Annotated in this window: 18 protein-coding genes; 8 read left to right on the plus strand and 10 right to left on the minus strand. The window is 64.0% G+C overall.

What is annotated here, in order from left to right; genetic code table 11:
* The 10 genes from CIT25_RS13605 to CIT25_RS13650 all read right to left on the minus strand — a co-directional run bounded on the left by CIT25_RS13605 (position 1) and on the right by CIT25_RS13650 (position 12,196).
* Complete coding sequence (locus tag CIT25_RS13605; protein ID WP_095484989.1) at positions 1–675, minus strand: cysteine hydrolase family protein; 675 nt, start codon at positions 673–675, stop codon at positions 1–3.
* A gap of 36 nt (positions 676–711) precedes the next feature.
* Entirely contained in the window at positions 712–1,791 is a 1,080-nt protein-coding gene (locus CIT25_RS13610; protein WP_095484990.1) for an ABC transporter ATP-binding protein, read from the minus strand.
* Positions 1,792–1,806: 15 nt separating this feature from the next.
* Complete coding sequence (locus tag CIT25_RS13615; protein WP_095484991.1) at positions 1,807–2,814, minus strand: dimethylarginine dimethylaminohydrolase family protein; 1,008 nt, start codon at positions 2,812–2,814, stop codon at positions 1,807–1,809.
* A 42-nt stretch (positions 2,815–2,856) separates the two neighbouring features.
* Entirely contained in the window at positions 2,857–3,660 is an 804-nt protein-coding gene (locus CIT25_RS13620) for an ABC transporter permease (protein WP_095484992.1), read from the minus strand.
* On the minus strand, positions 3,657–4,499 hold the full coding sequence (locus CIT25_RS13625; RefSeq protein ID WP_095484993.1) for an ABC transporter permease: 843 nt from the start codon (positions 4,497–4,499) through the stop codon (positions 3,657–3,659). The genes CIT25_RS13620 and CIT25_RS13625 overlap by 4 nt, the downstream gene beginning before the upstream one ends.
* Before the next feature lie 70 nt (positions 4,500–4,569).
* Positions 4,570–5,676 carry an ABC transporter substrate-binding protein gene (locus CIT25_RS13630; protein WP_095484994.1) on the minus strand — a complete coding sequence of 369 codons (1,107 nt, stop codon included), beginning with the start codon at positions 5,674–5,676 and terminating at the stop codon, positions 4,570–4,572.
* A gap of 96 nt (positions 5,677–5,772) precedes the next feature.
* Positions 5,773–6,852 (minus strand): LacI family DNA-binding transcriptional regulator, encoded by a 1,080-nt coding sequence (locus tag CIT25_RS13635; RefSeq protein WP_095484995.1) that lies wholly within the window; start codon positions 6,850–6,852, stop codon positions 5,773–5,775.
* A 286-nt stretch (positions 6,853–7,138) separates the two neighbouring features.
* A complete protein-coding gene (fhuB, locus tag CIT25_RS13640; RefSeq protein ID WP_167391052.1) occupies positions 7,139–9,094 on the minus strand; it encodes a Fe(3+)-hydroxamate ABC transporter permease FhuB in 1,956 nt (651 codons plus the stop codon).
* Positions 9,095–9,147: 53 nt separating this feature from the next.
* Positions 9,148–10,029 (minus strand): ABC transporter substrate-binding protein, encoded by an 882-nt coding sequence (locus tag CIT25_RS13645; RefSeq protein WP_245329836.1) that lies wholly within the window; start codon positions 10,027–10,029, stop codon positions 9,148–9,150.
* A 7-nt stretch (positions 10,030–10,036) separates the two neighbouring features.
* Positions 10,037–12,196 (minus strand): TonB-dependent siderophore receptor, encoded by a 2,160-nt coding sequence (locus CIT25_RS13650; protein ID WP_245329837.1) that lies wholly within the window; start codon positions 12,194–12,196, stop codon positions 10,037–10,039.
* A 231-nt stretch (positions 12,197–12,427) separates the two neighbouring features.
* Between CIT25_RS13650 and CIT25_RS13655 the strand changes: the two genes are divergently transcribed.
* The 8 genes from CIT25_RS13655 (at position 12,428) to arsC (ending at position 17,769) form a co-directional block, all read left to right on the plus strand.
* Entirely contained in the window at positions 12,428–13,219 is a 792-nt protein-coding gene (locus CIT25_RS13655) for an ATP-binding cassette domain-containing protein (protein WP_164547083.1), read from the plus strand.
* A gap of 28 nt (positions 13,220–13,247) precedes the next feature.
* Positions 13,248–14,210 (plus strand): tonB-system energizer ExbB, encoded by a 963-nt coding sequence (exbB, locus tag CIT25_RS13660; protein ID WP_095485132.1) that lies wholly within the window; start codon positions 13,248–13,250, stop codon positions 14,208–14,210.
* A 15-nt stretch (positions 14,211–14,225) separates the two neighbouring features.
* Complete coding sequence (gene exbD, locus CIT25_RS13665) at positions 14,226–14,684, plus strand: TonB system transport protein ExbD (protein ID WP_095484999.1); 459 nt, start codon at positions 14,226–14,228, stop codon at positions 14,682–14,684.
* Entirely contained in the window at positions 14,684–15,658 is a 975-nt protein-coding gene (locus tag CIT25_RS13670; protein ID WP_095485000.1) for an energy transducer TonB, read from the plus strand. The genes exbD and CIT25_RS13670 overlap by 1 nt, the downstream gene beginning before the upstream one ends.
* Positions 15,659–15,809: 151 nt before the next feature.
* On the plus strand, positions 15,810–16,142 hold the full coding sequence (locus tag CIT25_RS13675) for an ArsR/SmtB family transcription factor (RefSeq protein ID WP_095485001.1): 333 nt from the start codon (positions 15,810–15,812) through the stop codon (positions 16,140–16,142).
* Between the two features lie 9 nt (positions 16,143–16,151).
* The gene (locus CIT25_RS13680; protein WP_095485002.1) at positions 16,152–16,658 is read left to right on the plus strand and encodes an arsenate reductase ArsC; all 507 of its coding nucleotides are present in this window, start codon (positions 16,152–16,154) and stop codon (positions 16,656–16,658) included.
* 2 nt (positions 16,659–16,660) lie between these two features.
* Positions 16,661–17,350: an aquaporin gene (locus CIT25_RS13685; RefSeq protein ID WP_095485003.1), complete on the plus strand. Its 690-nt coding sequence runs from the start codon at positions 16,661–16,663 to the stop codon at positions 17,348–17,350.
* Entirely contained in the window at positions 17,347–17,769 is a 423-nt protein-coding gene (arsC, locus tag CIT25_RS13690) for an arsenate reductase (glutaredoxin) (RefSeq protein ID WP_095485004.1), read from the plus strand. The genes CIT25_RS13685 and arsC overlap by 4 nt, the downstream gene beginning before the upstream one ends.
* The last annotated feature ends 18 nt before the right edge of the window (positions 17,770–17,787 follow it).

The following is a 17,787-nucleotide window of genomic DNA, read 5'->3' on the forward strand; positions in this document are numbered from 1 at the left end:
TCAGTGCGCCTTGCCGGAGAGTAGCGACAGCGCCGCGATAACGGCGCTTGAATCGGTCAGCGCGCCGAAAATCCCATTTTCGACCGTCACCATGTGGAGTGCAGCCTCATGCGCATATCTGTCGCCGCTGGCGCAAGCATCCGTGATCGTCAGGCACTGGAAATTCCGGTCGCAGGCCTCGCGCAAGGTCGTGTGCACGCAGACATCGGTCGTGCATCCTGAAAACAGCAGATGCGTGATGCCCTGCGCGCGCAGCACGTGCTCGAAATCGGTGTAGGTGAAAGCGCCATTGCAGGTCTTGTCGACGATGATGTCCTCAGGCGCGACGTCGATCTCGGGAACGATCTGGAAGCCGGGGCTCGAACGCAGCAGGATGTCGGTACCCTCAAGGCCGGCCCGTTTGCGGCGCCATTTCTCATAAGGCGTCATGTCGGCCATGTCGGCCCGGTAGCCTTGCCTGGTGTGGATGATTTTCAGGCCTGCCGCGCGGGCGGCCGCGATCAGGCGGTTGACCGTCGGCAGGATGGCTCGCAGCGGGCTCGGATCGTATCCCTGCTTGGCGAAATAGCCAGATGTCGACAGGAAATCGCCCTGCAGGTCGATGACGACAAGAGCAGTATGTCCAGGCACCAGCCTGCCGTCATAGGGGAAATCGAAAGGTGTCGCCTTGATCATTTTTCTCTCTTCTCCAGCGAGATATGTTTCGTCGGCTCAAGACCCCCGGGTTTCGTTCGGCAGGACGCCGATAGCGGACGGGTCAATGCGGCAGTCGATGACTTGTCCGGGAACGGCCGCGACGGCTGCTTCCGAGCGCAGCGTCGCAACCATCTGTTCGCCGGTCGCCGTCTTGAGCAGGATGCGTTCCAGCGCGCCGACAAAGGAATTCTCGACGACCGTCGCGCGAAAGCCGATCTCGTCGTCCGTTGCCTGCCCGATGCGGATGTCCTCGGGGCGCACCCAGACAGTGAGTGTGTCGCCGGGGCGCTCACGGCGGCCCTTGACGGGGGCAGAACCGAAGCGCGTGCCGAACGCCTCGACCATCGTCTCGTCATCATCGGCACGATGGCCGGACAGGAAATTGTTCTCGCCGAGAAAACCGGCGACGAAGCGCGTCGACGGTTTTTTGTAGAGGTCGCGGGGCAGCCCGATTTCGACGATGCGGCCATGATTGAACACCGCGATGCGATCGGACATGGCGATCGCCTCCTCCTGATCGTGGGTAACGTAGACGAAGGTCACCCCGGTCTCGCGATGCAGCCGTTTCAGTTCCTTCTGCATGGATTCGCGCAGCATGCGGTCGAGCGCCGAAAGCGGCTCGTCGAGCAAAAGGATGCGCGGCCCGAAGGCCAGGGCGCGGGCGATGGCAACGCGCTGCTGCTGGCCGCCCGACAATTCGCGCGGCTTGCGCTCGGCCAGATTGTCGAGGCCGACCAGCGACAGCATTTCGGCCACCCGCGCGGCGATCTTCGGCTTCTCCCATTTGCGGACGCGGAGGGAGAAGGCGATGTTGTTGGCGACGGAGAGATGCGGGAACAGCGCATAACCCTGGAAGACGAAGCCGAAATTGCGGTCCTCGGGGTCGACATGGGTGATGTCCTTGCCGTCGAGGCGGATCGTCCCCTTGCTCGGCGTGGTGAAGCCGGCCAGCGACATCAGCAAGGTCGTCTTGCCGGACCCCGAGGGCCCGAGCAAGGTGACGAACTCTCCCGCCTCGACCGAGAGGTCGATCCCGGTCAAGGCGGTGACCTTGTCATAAGTCTTTTCGAGATCGTCGATGACCAGCAATGCCATCAGTTCGAGACCATATCAGATCGGGTCCCTGATCAGCGGTGCGGTCGAGCAATGCAGGCCGCCGCCGCCGAGTTCGACCGTCTCGTAATTGCAGGTCAGCAAGGTGATCCCGGCCGCGTCGAGCCTGTCGGCCAGGCGCTTCGAGCGGCTGCCATGCATGATCACCCGGCCGGGCGCGACGGCCAGGCAGTTGAGCGACATGGCGCTGTCCTCGGGAGGCAGTTCGATCATCTTGATGCCGCGCTTCTCCAGATATTCAATGAACGGGTAGGGCAGTTCGTTGACATTGACGATCGCCGTCTCGACGTCGACCATAATGAAAGCGCCGTCGATGTGAATACGGTATCCGGGCATCGGCACCTTGATCAGCGTCACGCCGAGGCCGGCGAGGATGCTCTCGACCTGCCGCACGCCTTCCGGGTTGCAGGCGATTGAGACCGTGCAGACGGCGGTCTTGGCATCGATGAAGGCAAAGCCGCCGCCTTCGAAGACGGCCGATCCGTGGATGGTGCCGAGGATCGGGCATCCGGCCTTGGCCAGCGCCCGTGTCACCGGCAGTTCCTCGCCGCGGCGCACCCGCCGCGCCAGGCGGGTGACGATGGCGCCGCCCGGAATGCCGATGACGCTGTCGCGCGTGTAGATCTGCTTCATCGCGCCGGGAGCGGCCTTGTCGACGAGAATGACGTCGACGCCTTCCGAACGCAGCAAACCGGTGAATTCGTCGTGGGCGCGCTGCATGGCGGGCAGGTCGGGCATGGTGCGGCCCATCCAGTACCAGCCTTTTTCCGGATCGCCGAAGCCGCCGACTTCGGGCATCGGCTTGTTCTCGACGACGGAAAGCTCGTCGCCGGGGCGATGCATCAGGACGGCGCGCAGCTTGCCGACATCGTTCGAGCAGCCCCAATGGCGGCCCCATACCGGGATCTGCTCCTCAGCGGTGTCGAAGCCCGGTTCCGGAACGGAGCCGAAGATGCTGAAGAACTTGTTCTCACGGTATTCGTTGTCGCTCATCGCGGTGCTCATGGGTATTCCTTTCCTTTCGATCTGTTTCCGAGGTGTTTGAATTTAGAATTTCCGTTGCCGTTGCCTGCGTTCGATCAGCGCTCGTGCGACCAGCGCCAGCACGGTGACGACGAGCAGGACGGTGGCGATCGCCGCCAGCGCCGGGTCGACGGCATCCTGGATGCTCGTCCAGATGCGGCGCGGCAGCGTGACGACGGCGCGTCCGGTGATGAACAGCGTCACCGTGATCTCGTCCCAGGACGCGACAAAGGCGAGCAGGGCGCCGGCGGCAACGCCGGGAACGATATTCGGCAGGATCACCTTGCCGAACACGGTCATCGGCCTGGCGCCGAGGCTTCTCGCCGCCTGCACCAGCCGCTGGTCGAGGTTGGAGAGCGACGCGCCGATGGCCAGCACGGTCAGCGGCAGGGCCAGCACGACATGCACCAGGACGACGCCGGTGTAGCTGTCGAGCAGCGACAGCCGCGCCCAGAGCTTGACCATGCCGACCGCGTAGATGATCGGCGGCACGATCATCGGCGACAGCAGGAGGATGCGCATCAGGGACGGCCACCAGCCGCCCGCCGCCCAGGCGCCGACGGCGAAGGCGACGCCGAGAGCCGTGGCGATCGCGGCGCAGGCCAGCGCGATGCCGGCGCTGGTCAGCATGCTTGGCAGCCAGCCCTTGCTCCAGTCGGTCAGTGCCGCGAAATGCTCCATCGAAATGCCGTCCTGCGGCAGCGACAGGTAATCGCGGTCGGTGAGCGCGACCGGGATCACCACCAGGATCGGAACGAACAGGAAGCCGAGCAGGCACCAGGCGAGCAGGCGCGGCAGGCCGACTTCTATGATGCGCCGAAGCCTCATTGCTGCGGCCTCGCGACGAAGGCGGCGCGCAGCGCCGGGCTGCGCATGGCAGCGAAGACAATAATGCCGACCACCAGAAGCAGCATCGTCGACAGCGATGTTGCCAGATCCCAGCGCGAGGTGCTCGATATCTGAACCGAGATGTATTCGGCGATCATCAGGGTTTTGCCGGCGCCGAGCAGAGCAGGCGTGACCAGGAAGCCGAGTGAGAAGACGAAGACGAACAGAGTCGCAAGCGCGATGCCGGGCAGGCTGAGCGGCAGCCAGACGCGCCAGAAGATCGTGGCCGGGCGTGCGCCTAGCGAGCGCGCCGCCTGCATGATACGGCGGTCGATGTCCGACAAATTGGCATAGAGCAGCAGGATGGCGAACGGCATCATGTAGTGCACCATGCCGATGGTGACGCCGAAGAGATTATAGACGAGGTCGAGCGGGCTCGAGATGACGCCCATCTCCATCAAAGCGCTGTTGAGAACGCCGCGCCGGCGCAAGATGGTGATCCAGGAAAATGCCCTGACCAGCACCGATATCCAGAACGGCACCAGCACCAGGAACAGCGAGATGCGGCGCCAGCCTGCCGACATATGGATGATGGCGAAGGCGACGACGTAACTCGCCAGCACGGTCAGCACCGTCGTCATCAGAGACACTTTGAGCGTCGTCATGACGACGCGGCCCACGGCTGCGTTGGCGAACAGGCTCTGGTAGTTGGCAAGGCCGAACTTCGGCTCGGTCAGGCTCAATGCCAGAACCTGCAGGATCGGCGCTGCATAGAGGCCGATCGCCACCAGGCTGGCGGGAACGGTCAGCAGCAGAGCTGTTGTCTTGAAATTGCGCATCGGATCAAATTCGCATCGGATGAGAGGCCGCCGCCTTGCCGGCGGCAGCCCTTCCCTGTTGGCTCGTCAATCAGCTCGAGATGAAATCCAGATACTTGTTCTGGAGCTCGGTCTCGTGTTCCGCGTAATAGGCGGGGTTGAGCATGATCTGCGAGGCCGCGTTCTCCTTCGTCGTCGGGTTCACGGCGGCGTCCGCCGGCGTCATCAAGGCCAGGGTCTTGGGATTGGAAGGCCCGTTGCCCATGATCTGCAGCAGCACGAGCTGGCCTGCCGGATCGAGTGTCGAATTGATGAAATCGAACACTTTCTTGCCGGCGGGATTGCCCTTGGGAACCGACCATGCGCTGGCCGAAAGGATGTTCTGTTCCCAGATCCATTTGAACTTGTCGGGCGTCTCCTTGTTGAGCAGGTTGGCGCGGGTGTGCCAGATGTTGCCCATCACGACTTCGCCCTCGCGGAACAATTGCTGTGTCTGCGCGCCGCCTTCCCAGAAGATGATGTCGGCAAGCATCGGCTTCAGCTTCTTGAACGCCCGGTCGACATCGAGCGGATAAAGGTCGGCGGGCGCGACGCCGTCCGCCATGAGGACGAATTCGAGCTGGCCCTGGATCCATTTGCACATGGTGCGTTTGCCGGGGAATTTCGCCGTGTCGAAGAAGTCGGCCCAGCCGGTGGGTGCTGTGCCCTTGGTCGCCTCGGCGTCATAGGCGAGCACGTTCGAATAGACATAGTTCGAGACGCCGAACTCGCCGGCGAAATTCTCGGGCACCTGCGATTTGTCGACGATCGTGTAGTCGATCGGCTCGACCAGATTGCCCTTGCCCAGTGTCAGCGAGTCGATCATGCCGCCGTCGGTGGCGTCCCAGATGACCTTGCCGGACTCGACCATGGCCCTGATTGTTCCGACCGCTGGCCCGGCCCCGTCGATCACCACTTTCATGCCGCTCTTCTTGGTGAAGGGGTCGCCATAGGCCTTGGCGAAGGCGTCCGCCGCGGCACCGCCCCAGTTGCAGACGACGATTTCGGAGGCGTCGGCCTGGGCAACACCCGGCTTGAAGGCGGCCGCAAGTCCGAGGCCGCCGAGGGCAAAGAGGAAAGATCGGCGATCGATCTCACCGCGGTTGAATTTTTCCAGCGCGATCTGCGCCGCGTCTTGTGCGAAATGCGAGATTGTCATTTTTCATTCTCCCATTGTTGATGGTGACTGCATGTCTTCGCGGATTTAATCCGTCTCTGTTGTCTTTCTTGGCCATGATCTTTTCGGGATCATGGCCTAGATTCCCACTCTTGCCGGCGGTCGATTTTCCGCTGAGGCGTTTCCTGCCAGTTTCCAATGCGCCTTGCGCGGCGCGGCCACGGAGTGGCGCACGACAAGCTTCACCGCGACCGGCGCCACGTCCGGAATCTCGGCGCCGTTGATGTGGTCGATCAGCAGGCCAACCGCCCGGCGCCCGAATTCCTCGGCGGATTGGTGGATGGCCGTCAGCGGCGGATCGAGAAGATCGACATTGCGGATGTCGTCGAACCCGACCAGCGACAGCTCGGCCGGCACGGTGATGCCGAGCTTGCGGCAGCCTTGCAAAATCCCCAGCGCCAGCATGTCGGCGGAGGCGAAGATGGCGGTCGGCGGATTGTCGAGTGCGGCGAACTGCAGTATGGCACGCAGGCCTGATTGTTCGTCGTAGTCGCCGAAGAAGACGTGATCGGGATTCACCCTCAGGCCGCTATTCTTGAGACTGTCCTTGAAGGCGCCGAACCGTTCCCTGCTGCTGAGCAGCGCCGGCGGGCCGCCGACGAAGGCGATCGTCTCGTGCCCATGCGCCAGAAGATGATCGGTGGCAAGCTGGGCGCCGAGACGGTTATCGGCAAACAGTCGCGGCGCCATGGCGCCCGGAACATCCTCGTCGACCAGGACGACGTTGCTGCAGGCATTGATCTTCTCGACGAGCGCGCCATCGTCCGGATGGTTGGTCATCAGCAGGATGCCGTCCACCTGTGCGTCGTCGATGCGCGACAGGAAGGCCAGTTCCTTGGCGGCGATGTTGCGGCTGTTGAACATCACCAGGCTATAGCCGAGACGGCTCGCTTCCTCTTCCGCCGAACTCGCGATGGCGGCGAAAAATGGGTAGGAGATGTCGGAAACGATCAGGCCGATGGTTTCGCTGCGGCCTTTGCTGAGGCGTCGCGCGATGGCGTTGGGGCGATACTCCAGCTTCGCCACGGCGGCTCTGATGCGCTCGCTGGTTTCCGCGGGCAGCTTGATACGGCCGTTCAGGTGACGTGACACGGTGGTGACCGAGACGCCGGCCGCGTGCGCCACATTCCTGATCGTCGATGCAGCGGGCTTTTTCATCGGAGGCTCGGCCACATTCCTTCAACAGTGCAAACGTCTGCGGCCCTCATATCGACTTCTCCCAACAGCCGAGAGTTCAGCATAGGCAACAGGGTTTGTAAACCGCTTTACTAAACCGGTTTCGTGAATTTGCGATCTGTCTTCGGAAACATAGGGTGGTGCCGCCACTAAAATTCGCGGCAGGGCGTGGTCGTGTGCTGATCCCTAACGGAGCCGGCTAACAGTGGGATCTTCCGACGCTATCTGGCCGCCAGCCGGTAGCGCTTGACGGTGCGAAGGCCAGCGCTCATTGCCGGCCTTTCCACATCAGCACCATGAAATAAGGCCCTCCGACCAGGGCAGCCAGCAGGCCCGCCGGAATCTGCCATGGGAAAATGAGCGTCCGGCCGGCCCAGTCGGCCAAAACAAGGATCATCCCGCCAACGATCGCGGATGCGAAAAGCGGCGGCAAGGCGCGTTGGAAGCCGAGCATGCGGGCCAGGTGCGGCGCCATCAATCCGACGAAGCTCAGCGGTCCGATGACAAGCGTGGCTACTGTCGTCGGCACCGCAATAAGCACCAGGAGGATGACCCGAACGCGAAAAAGGCTAAGCCCGAGCCCGCGCGAGGCGGCTTCTCCAAGCGGCAGGATTTCCAGCCAGCGGATTGTGAGGGGCACGACGGCCAGCAGAGCAATTGCCGTCACAGCTGCGATTGTGGCATCGGCGGCGGTGGCCCGGTAGGTGGAGCCGGATAGCCAGCCGATGAGCGTATCGAGCCGAGGATCGCCGCTGGCGAGCAGCACCGCCGAGAATGCCGATGCCATCGTCGCCACGGCGACACCGGAAAGCAGCAGCCGATCATTCGCGATGGGTTGCCGGCGGCCGGTCTGCGAAATCATCGCCAGGCTGGCCAGAGCCCCGACGAGACCGGCCGCGATCATTGCCGGGCGGCTGACATCAGAAGTCGCGACGAAGAGCAGCAGGATGCCTAGCGAGGCGCCGCCGGAAACACCCAGCACCTCGGGCGCCGCCATCGGATTGCCGGTCATCCTCTGCATCAGCGTGCCGGCCACGCCCAGCATCATGCCAGCGGAAACTGCGACGGCGATGCGAGGCGCCCTGAGCGGCAGGAGGTCGGCAAGTTCGGCGGCCGAGGCCACGTGCCAGCCGGCCGCGCCTCGCCCGACAACAAGCGCGGCGCAGAGAAGAAGCGCCATCGCGAGGAGGCCGGCCAGCAGATAGACCCACCCGCTTCGCCTGCGCACGGAAGACAGCATGGCGCCGTCCCGATCCGGGCTGGTGCGCAATTTCGGCAGGAGAAGAAACAGCAGCGGCGCACCGAGGAAAGCAGTCGCCACGCCTGCCGGGATTTCGGAGGTGAACGGCACGACCTGCACCAGCCGGTCGGTCAGCCACAACAGCGCGGCGCCCGCTAGGGGCGCCCAGATCATGCGCTGGCGCAAGGTCCGTGCGCCGGCGAGCCTGACCAGCGCCGGCGCCGCAAGCGCCACGAAGCTGATGACGCCGACGGCTGCGACCACCATGCTGCTCAGCGCGACGGCGACAGTCATCCCGGCCAGCCGTGTCACCACGGGTTTCGTGCCGAGGCTTTCCGCACCCTCGTCGCTCAGGTCCAGAAGCCGTAGCGGCCGGAGCAGAACGAAGGCAGCAATGCCGGCCACCGCGAGCCATGGCGCGAAGCCGAGCACCACGGCGTCGCCGTTCTGGATCAGCGAACCGCTCTGCCAGATGAAAAGCTCCTCGGAATATTCGCGATTGGCTGCCATCAGCAGAGCGCTCGCCGAACTGCATGTCAGGCTGACCACCAGGCCGGAAATGATGATCGCGACCGGCGAGAAACTCCGGCCCTGAGCCAGCGCCAAAACCGCCAGCGTCGACAGGGCGCCGCCGGCGAGCGCCACCCATTCGCGACCTTGCTCCAGCATCCACGGCGCGTAGAGCGTGGCGATCGTCAGGGCGACGGTCGCGCCTGCATTGGTACCGATGGTCGTCGGCTCGGCGAGCGGATTGCGCAGCACCTGCTGGAGCAGCGTGCCGGTCAGGCCGAGCGCCGCGCCGGCCAGCAGGCTGATCGCCAGACGCGGCAGAAAGGCATCGCGGTAAAGCAGCTGCCGCGGATCGGCAAAGTCCGTCGCCCCGAGCGACTGCCACCACATGTCGGCGGGCAACAGGCGCAAAAGCCCGGCTGCGGTGAGATATGCCGCGAGCACCGCCGGCACGCCGACGAGGGCGACGAGCATCCAGCCGCCTGCCACGAAACGAGCACGAGGGCCGGCCGTGGACTGCATGACGGTCATGCCCGGACCAGCAAATTTGCAAAACGGGCAGCGGCGGCAAGTCCGCCAAACGGCCATACCGGCGGGATTGTCCTTACGTTGCCGGCTTTGACGCAGGGAAGATTCGCCCAGAGGCTGCTTTGGTCGATCCTGATCTTCACATGCGGCGGGATCGGATCGAGGGAAATCACGCGAGCCTCGCCGATCGCAACCAGCTCTTCGATGCCCAGCATGGAAAACCCCCAACCATCGGTCGGCGCCGTCCAGGCATTGGTGAGGCTCAGCCTGTCGAGCACGTCCTGGAACAGACCGCCCTTGCCGTAAACACGGACGTGGCGGTCGTCGAACATGCTGACCACAGCGAGCGGCTGCTTTGCCCGTCCTGCCAATTGTGCCCTGATCTGGGCGATTGCCGCCGCCGTCTCCTGGATAAGCCGCTGCGCCTCAGCCTCGCGGCCGAGCTGCGAGCCAAGCTTCAGCGTTTCAATTTCGGCCTGGCGATAAGGCGCTTCGGCACCGTCGTAGAAGGGCACGGTGTGCACTGGCGCGATCCGCTTGAACGGAGCTTCGTCGAGCCCGAAGCCATAGGCGCCGGTGATCAGGTCGGGCTTGAGTTCCAGGAGCAGCTCGAGATTGGGCTCGCCGCGCGAGCCGAGATCGATGCAGCCGGCGGGAAGAGCCGGACCCACGACCCAGTCGCGGTAACCCTTGACGTCGGCGACCGCGACTGGCCCGATGCCGAGCGAGATGACCATCTCGGCCGAGGTCCATTCGAGGCAGGCGATCCGCGGCGGCGGTGCCGCACGCGCCAGATCGCCGCGCAGACCGAGGCTCGTCGCGGCCAGGCCGGCAAGGCATCGGCGCCGCGTCAGGGGTGCCAATTGGGTCCGGGCCTGCACGCGAGGGTCACCATGTGTACTTCACCGAGCCCTTGATCCGGCGCCCCTCGCCATAAAAGCAGCCGAAGCTTTCTGCGAAGCAGGAGGCGACATAGCGCTTGTCGAACAGATTGCTGACATTGAGGTTCAGCTCGGCGCTCTGCCATTTGTAGTGGAGCGCGGCATCGACGAGCGTGACGGCCGGCACCTTGAACGTATTGGCGTCGTCGCCGTAGGTCGAGCCGACATAGCGGATGCCGGCGCCGAGCCCGAGGCCCTCCAGCCTGCCGCTGCCGACAGTGTAGTTCGCCCACAGCGAGGCCGCGTGTGTCGGCACGCCGAAAGGCGTGTTGCCCTGGTTGCTCGTTCCATCCCCGTTGATGCTGGTCGGACTGGTGATCTCGGTGTCGAGATAGGTGTAGGCCGCCCTGAGGTCGAAGCCGGAATCAAGGCTCGCAACGCCTTCCAGCTCGATGCCGCGCGAGCGGATCTCGCCGGTCTGGAAGATGTCGTCGGGTCGGCCAACGCCGTCATAGCGCACGACATTCTGCCGGGTCAGGTCGAAGGCCGAAACGGTGACGAAGGAGTTCCAGCCGACCGGCTGATATTTCAGGCCGATTTCGTACTGCTTGCCGGTTTCGGGGACGAGGGGATTGCCGTTGCTGTCGGGGCCGGACACCGGCTGGAACGATTCGGAATAGCTGACATAAGGGGCAAGGCCGTTGTCGGCGAGATAAAGCAGGCCGGCGCGGCTGGTGAAGGCGTTGTCCTTCTGGCGGGGATCGAAAGCGCCGGCCAGATTGTCGTAGACTTTCGAGTCCGCCCAGTCCTGGCGTCCGCCGAGCGTCAGCCGCCAGTTGCCCAGTTTGATCTGGTCCTGCGCATAGAGGCCGACCTGCGATTGAGTCGTGTCGGTGTCTGTATAGGGCGTCATTTCGCCGACCGGGTAGCCATAGACCGGGTCGAAAATATTGAAATCGTCGCCGATCATATCGTTGCTGGAGGCATCGTCGCGATAGGTGTAGCGCTTGTAGTCGAGGCCAATGAGCAGCGTGTGGGCGAGCGGCCCGGTATCGAAATCGGCTTGCGCTTGGTTGTCGATGGTCACGCCGCTGAGCCTGGTGCCGCCGGCATCGGCATAGCGGGAATAGTCGCCCTCATCATTCAGAAGCCCGCCTCCGAAGACGCCTTCCTCATAGTGCTTCAGATAAACATAGCGGGCATGCTGGCGAACCTGCCATGTCTCGTTGAAGCGGTGATCGAACTCGTAACCGATCGACGCCTGGTCATTGTTGTAGGTGTCGAAGTCCGGTTCGCCGACGAACATGCTGTTCGGCAGATATTTCCCGTCCTTACCCGGCCTGATCGTGCCGTATGCCGGTAGGTACTGCATCGCCCAGCCGGAGCGATCGCGCTGATAATTAGCGAGTATCGTCAGGCTGGTATCGGCATCCGGCTGCCAGGTCAGCGCCGGGGCGATGAAGATGCGGTCGTCCTTGACGAAATCTGTCTGGGTGTCGCCCATATGGGCGGCGCCGGTGAGGCGGAACAGCAGCGACTTGTCGGCGTTGACTGCGCCGCTGAAATCGAACTTTCCTTCATAGCGGTTGAAGCTCCCGGCGCCGAGCTCGACCTCGCGGAGGTTCTCCTCGGTCGGGCGTTTGCTGACGTAATTGATGATGCCGCCAGGACTTGCCTGGCCGTAAAGAACCGACGCCGGCCCGCGCAGGATTTCGTAGCGTTCGGCGCCGTAGGAATCGAGCGCGGTGAACAGCGTGAAATTGCTTTCTTTGAGCTGCAGCCCGTCCTTGTAGAAGACGCCGCTGGAGTTCGAAATGCCGCGCATCTGCAAGCCGTGGCCACGATTGTCGGTGCCGTAGAGATTGCCGCTGGCGCCTGGAGTATAACGCAGCGCGCTGTTCAGGCTGTCCACCGCCTGCGCTTCCATCTGGTCTCTGGTGACGACCGATATCGACTGCGGCGTCTCGATCAGCGGGGTGTCGGTCTTGGTGGCGGTGGAGCCCTGGGTGGCGACATAGCCGTCGACCGTTCCAAAGGCGCTTTCGACGCGTTCCTGGACATTGATCGGGTCGAGAGTGGTGGTCGCCTCCTGCGCGACGGCATGGCCGCCGCCAAGCAGCACAGGCAGCGACATCGCCGCGATCAGCAGGTTTCGGCGCGCAGGCATTTCATACCGGATTCTTCCGCGACCAGAACCACTCACCATCTCGGCCAGCCCTACTTTTTCGAATTTCGACGCAGATCCGGCGCGTCACGACATTTTGTTGACTCAAAAAGTCATCTTCATTGTTGACTAGTAAAGTCATGTTTCATAGTCAACCGGGCATCGGCGCCGAAAACCGGATTGCCGAAACCGATTTCGGAAATGCGCGCGCGAAGCCGAAGAGAGGCCAACACCGTGGCTGGAACACATGCCCAGACTGCCTTCCATGTCGATGCGGTGCGCTTTGCTGTCGGCGAGCGGACGCTGCTCGGTCCTGTCACACTCGAGCTGCAACGCTCGCGCGTCTATGGGCTGATCGGGCACAACGGCTCGGGCAAGTCGACGCTGATCAAGCTCTTGGCGCGCCAGCAGCCGGCAAGCTCGGGCGGCATCACCTTCGCGCAGCGGCCGCTGGTGCAGTGGGGCGCGCGCGAGCTCGCCCGCGCGCTCGCCTATCTGCCGCAGACGACGCCGGCGGCGACCGGTCTCACCGTGCGCGAATTGGCGACGCTCGGGCGCTATCCCTGGCATGGCGCGCTCGGCCGCTTCGGGCATGAGGACAGGCGCCATGTCGACGAGGCGCTTGTCCTGACCGACATGGCTGACTTCACCGACCGGCTGGTGGACGAATTGTCCGGCGGCGAGCGCCAGCGCGCATGGCTGGCCATGCTGGTGGCGCAAAATGCCGGCGTCATGCTGCTCGACGAGCCGATCTCGGCGCTCGACATCGCCCATCAGGTCGAGGTGCTGGGGCTGGTCAGGGCTCTTAGCCGCAAACGCGATCTGTGCGTCGTCGTGGTGCTGCACGATCCCAATATGGCGGCGCGCTACTGCGACGAACTGATCGCGCTGAAGGATGGCAGGCTGCTGACGCGCGGCACGCCGGACCAGATCATGCAGGGCGACGTGCTCAAAGGAATTTTCGGTGTCGAAATGGGTGTGTTCGCGCACCCCGTCACCGGCCAGCCCATCGGCTATGTGCAATGAGGCCACTGTGAGAATGAGGAAGAAGCCCTTGTCCAGACATGGTTTGTTCGCCGCGTTGGTCGCATCCGTCATCCTGTCGGCCGGCGGCACTGCCGCCCAGGAGCAACCGGGCACGGCCGCCCAGGAGCAACCGGGCGCGGCTCCGGCGATCGAGGCGCCCGCTCCCGCGCCGCCGGCGGAGGCCGCGCCAAACGCCGTCGTGCCGCAGGTGACGCAGCCCGGCGTGACCACGCCCACCCAGACCACACCCATCGAGACTGGTCCTTCGGCGGCGACGTCCCTGACCCTGCCGCATGATCTGTCGCCATGGGGCATGTTCATGGCAGCCGACATCGTCGTGAAAGCGGTGATGATCGGGCTGGCATTCGCGTCCTTCGTCACCTGGACGATATGGCTGGCCAAGTCGCTGGAGATCCTTGGCGGCAAGCTGCGCGCACGCCGCGCGGCACAAGCCATCGGCAATGCCGCCACGCTGAACCAGGCCGGGCGCGCGCTTGGCCACAATGGTGGTCCTGGCGCCCTGCTGGTGCGGGCGGCGGAGGAAGAGGCAGCGCTTTCGGCCGGCTCGCTCGACCATGTGTCCGGCGACGGGCTGAAGGAACGGGTCACCTCGCGACTGTCGCGCATCGAGGCGGCGGCGGCGCGGCGCATGTCGCGCGGCACCGGCGTGCTGGCGACGATCGGCTCGACCGCGCCGTTTGTCGGCCTTTTCGGCACCGTCTGGGGCATCATGAACGCCTTCATCGGCATCTCGCAGGCGCAGACCACCAATCTCGCGGTCGTTGCCCCGGGCATTGCAGAGGCCTTGCTGGCCACCGCGATGGGCCTTGTCGCGGCGATCCCGGCGGTGGTCATCTACAACGTCTTTGCGCGATCGATAGCCGGCTACAGGCAGATCCTTGCCGATGCGTCGGCGGGGGTCGAACGGCTGGTCAGCCGGGATCTCGATTTCCGCACGGTCGCGCCGGCAAAGTCGATGGCCGCGGAATGAACACGGAGCGACGCCATGGCGGCTAGAATTCGAGAGAACATCGACGGCGATCTCGAGGAAAACCACGAGATCAACGTCACGCCGTTCATCGACGTGATCCTGGTCCTGCTGATCATCTTCATGGTCGCGGCACCGCTGGCGACGGTGGACGTCAATGTCGACCTGCCCGGCTCGACCGCGACGCCGGCTCCCCGGCCGGAGACGCCGCTGTTCCTGACGCTAAAAGATGATCTCAGCCTGGCAATCGGCAACGATACCGTGCCGCGCGAAACTTTCGCCGCCACGCTCGTCGGCAGGACAAAAGGCGACAGGCAGACGCGCATCTTCCTGCGTGCCGACAAGGCGGTCGGCTATGGCGATCTGATGGAGGTGATGAACCTTTTGCGCGGCGCCGGCTATCTGAAGATCGCGCTGGTCGGCCTCGAGACGCTGCCCGGCGATGCCGCGGCGCCGCAAGACGGAACGGGCCAATAATGTCGCCGGCGGCCGCCCTGCCTATGGCCGATCAGCGCCGCTTCGGCATGCGTGAGATGGCATGGTGGGCGGGCGCGGCTGCGCTGGTTCTGGTGGCGCATGCCGCTATCGGCTATGCGATGCAGGGCTGGCGGCCGGCCGCGCCCGATGGCGGGCCGCCGCAGGCGCAGCTGATCGAATTGTCGCCGATGGCGTTCACGCCGGCCATGCCGGCCCCGATACCGGACGAGGTGACGCCCGATCAGCCGGATCCGGCCGAGGAGCCCGAGATAGCCGAAACGGAGCCTCCGCCCGAACCGCCCGTCGAGCAGGCAGAGCCGGTCGTCGAGCCGTCGGAAACCGCTCCGGCCGATGCAATCGAGCCCACCCCGCCGACCGTGGCGGAACGGGTCGACCAGCCGCCGCTCGAGGAGGTCGTGCCTGATATTGCCGAGGCCGTCACGCCGGACGTGGTCATTCCGCTGCCTCAGCCGAAACCGGTCGACAAACCCGTCGAGGCCAAGCCAAAGAAGCAGGCGAAGGTGAAGGAGCCGGCTGAGGTCAAGGCGAAGAAACCAGTCAAAGAGGCCAGACAGCGCCCGAAAAAGGAGAAAGCCGCACCGCCCCGGACAACGGCCAGTGTCGCTGCGAAGCCCGCAACCAGGGCGGCCGCACCGAAATCGGCCAAAGCGGCGGCCTCGAGACGCGGCGACTCATCCAAGTGGGACTCGCGCCTGGGTGCATGGATCAGGCGGCACACGGATTATCCGAGGGCGGCGAAAGCCCGGCGCGCGGAGGGTAGTCCGCAAGTCACCTTTACGGTCGACGGATCCGGCCGAGTCCTATCCGCCCGGCTGGCTCGTTCCTCCGGCGATGCCGACCTCGATCGTGCGGCGCTCAGCGCGCTGCAAGGTGCCAAAGTGCCGACGCCGCCGCCAGAACTCGGCTCGCGGATAAGTCGCACGGCGCCCTTCGTGTTCAACCTGCGCAACTAGGCAGCACGACCGAGGACCGGTTCTTCCGGATCCAGGTCGTCTTTGCCGGATGCGGACCATTGCAGTCCGCAAAGACGATTTTTGACTATCAATCGTCATCTCACTGTCATATGCCGGCCATATACATCCATAATTCCGGATTCTAGGATACATGGACAAGAACACCGCTCTTCTCGCATTGGCAGCGCTTGGCCAGGACACCAGGCTCGAAGTGTTTCGCCTGCTGGTCCGGGCGGGCGCAGATGGTGTTCCCGCTGGCGAGATCGCCTCGCGCCTCGGTACGGTGCAAAACACAATGTCGGCGCATCTGAAGGTTCTCGACCATGCCGGCCTCGTGCGCGCAGAGCGCGACGGCCGGACAATCCGCTACGTCGCCGACATGACCGGCTTTCGCGATCTGCTTGCCTATCTCATGGAGGATTGCTGCAACGGTGCGCCGGAGCTCTGCCAGCCGGTCATCCAGGCGGTGACCTGCAACTGTTAGAAGGACGCCATGAGTGAGCCATACAACGTTCTTTTCCTGTGCACCGGCAATTCGGCAAGGTCGATCCTCGCCGAGGCGATTCTGAACCGTGTCGGCGCCGGCAAGTTCAGGGCCTATTCGGCCGGATCGCGCCCGAAGGGAGAGGTCCATCCCTACGCGCTCCAGCTTTTGAAAACCCTCAACCACGACACGTCCTTCGCCCGTTCGAAAGACTGGCAGGAATTCGCAGCTCCCGGTGCGCCCGAGATGAATTTCGTTTTCACCGTCTGCGACAACGCGGCCAATGAATCGTGCCCGGTCTGGCCGGGGCAGCCGATGACGGCGCATTGGGGCGTGCCCGACCCGGCCGCCGTGGACGGCACGGACGCCGAAAAGCACCTGGCCTTTGCCGAAGCCTACCGCATGCTCAACAATCGGATCTCGATCTTTGTCAGCCTGCCGATGAACACGATCGACAAGCTCGCCCTGCAGAAACGGCTGGATGAAATTGGCCGCGATCTGCCGAAAGTGGGCTAACCATGGCGGCTGACCTGCCCCGTCGCATTGTCGCGGAAGCGCTCGGCACGGCAATGCTAGTCGCGACGGTCGTCGGGTCCGGCATCATGGCCGACAGGCTGACGGATGATGCGGGTCTTGCCTTGCTCGGCAATACCTTGCCGACCGGAGCGATCCTGGTGGTGCTGATCACCATACTCGGACCGATTTCCGGGGCGCATTTCAATCCGGCAGTGACGCTGGTTTTTGCGCTGAGGCGCGAAATCGACGCGACCACGGCTTTGGCCTATATCGTGGCCCAGATTGTCGGCGGCGTCGCTGGAACGTTGCTGGCGCACGCCATGTTCGAACTGCCGATTTTTCAGATCTCCCAAACCGTGCGGACCGGAAACGGACAATGGATTGCCGAATTGGTGGCCGCCTTTGGTCTGGTCTTCACCATTCTTGCGGGCCTTCGCTTCCGTTCGGAGTCCATCCCTTGGCTCGTCGGGCTCTACATCACCGCGGCCTATTGGTTCACGGCTTCGACGTCGTTTGCCAATCCAGCGGTCGCCATTGCGCGGGCGGTTTCCAACACATTCGCGGGCATCCGGCCGATGGATTTGCCGGCGTTTATCGTCGCCGAACTTCTGGGCGCGCTGCTTGCCATGGCCTTGGCAGGATGGCTGCTCACCGAGCCTAAACCAATCAGACAGATGAGAGCCGCGAAATGACTATCACCATCTATCACAACCCCGACTGCGGCACCTCGCGCAACACGCTCGCCATCATCAGGCAGTCGGGTGAAGAGCCTGAGGTGATCGAGTATCTGAAGAACCCGCCGTCGCGCGAACGGCTGGTCGAGCTGATCGCGGCGATGGGGATGACGCCGCGCGAATTGCTGCGCGAGAAGGGCACGCCGTACGCCGAGCTCAATCTCGGCGATCCCAAATGGACCGACGACGAGATCGTCGATTTCATGCTGAAGCATCCGATCCTGATCAACCGGCCGATTGTCGTCACGCCGCTCGGCACCATGCTCGCACGGCCGTCCGAAGCGGTTCTCGACATCCTGCCCAACCCGGATATCGGGCCGTTCACCAAGGAAGACGGCGAAGTCGTCATCGACGAGCAGGGCAAGCGCGTTGCCTGACCAGATACCCGAAGATTC

The sequence above is a fragment of the Mesorhizobium mediterraneum genome (assembly GCF_002284565.1).
Taxonomy (GTDB): domain Bacteria; phylum Pseudomonadota; class Alphaproteobacteria; order Rhizobiales; family Rhizobiaceae; genus Mesorhizobium; species Mesorhizobium mediterraneum.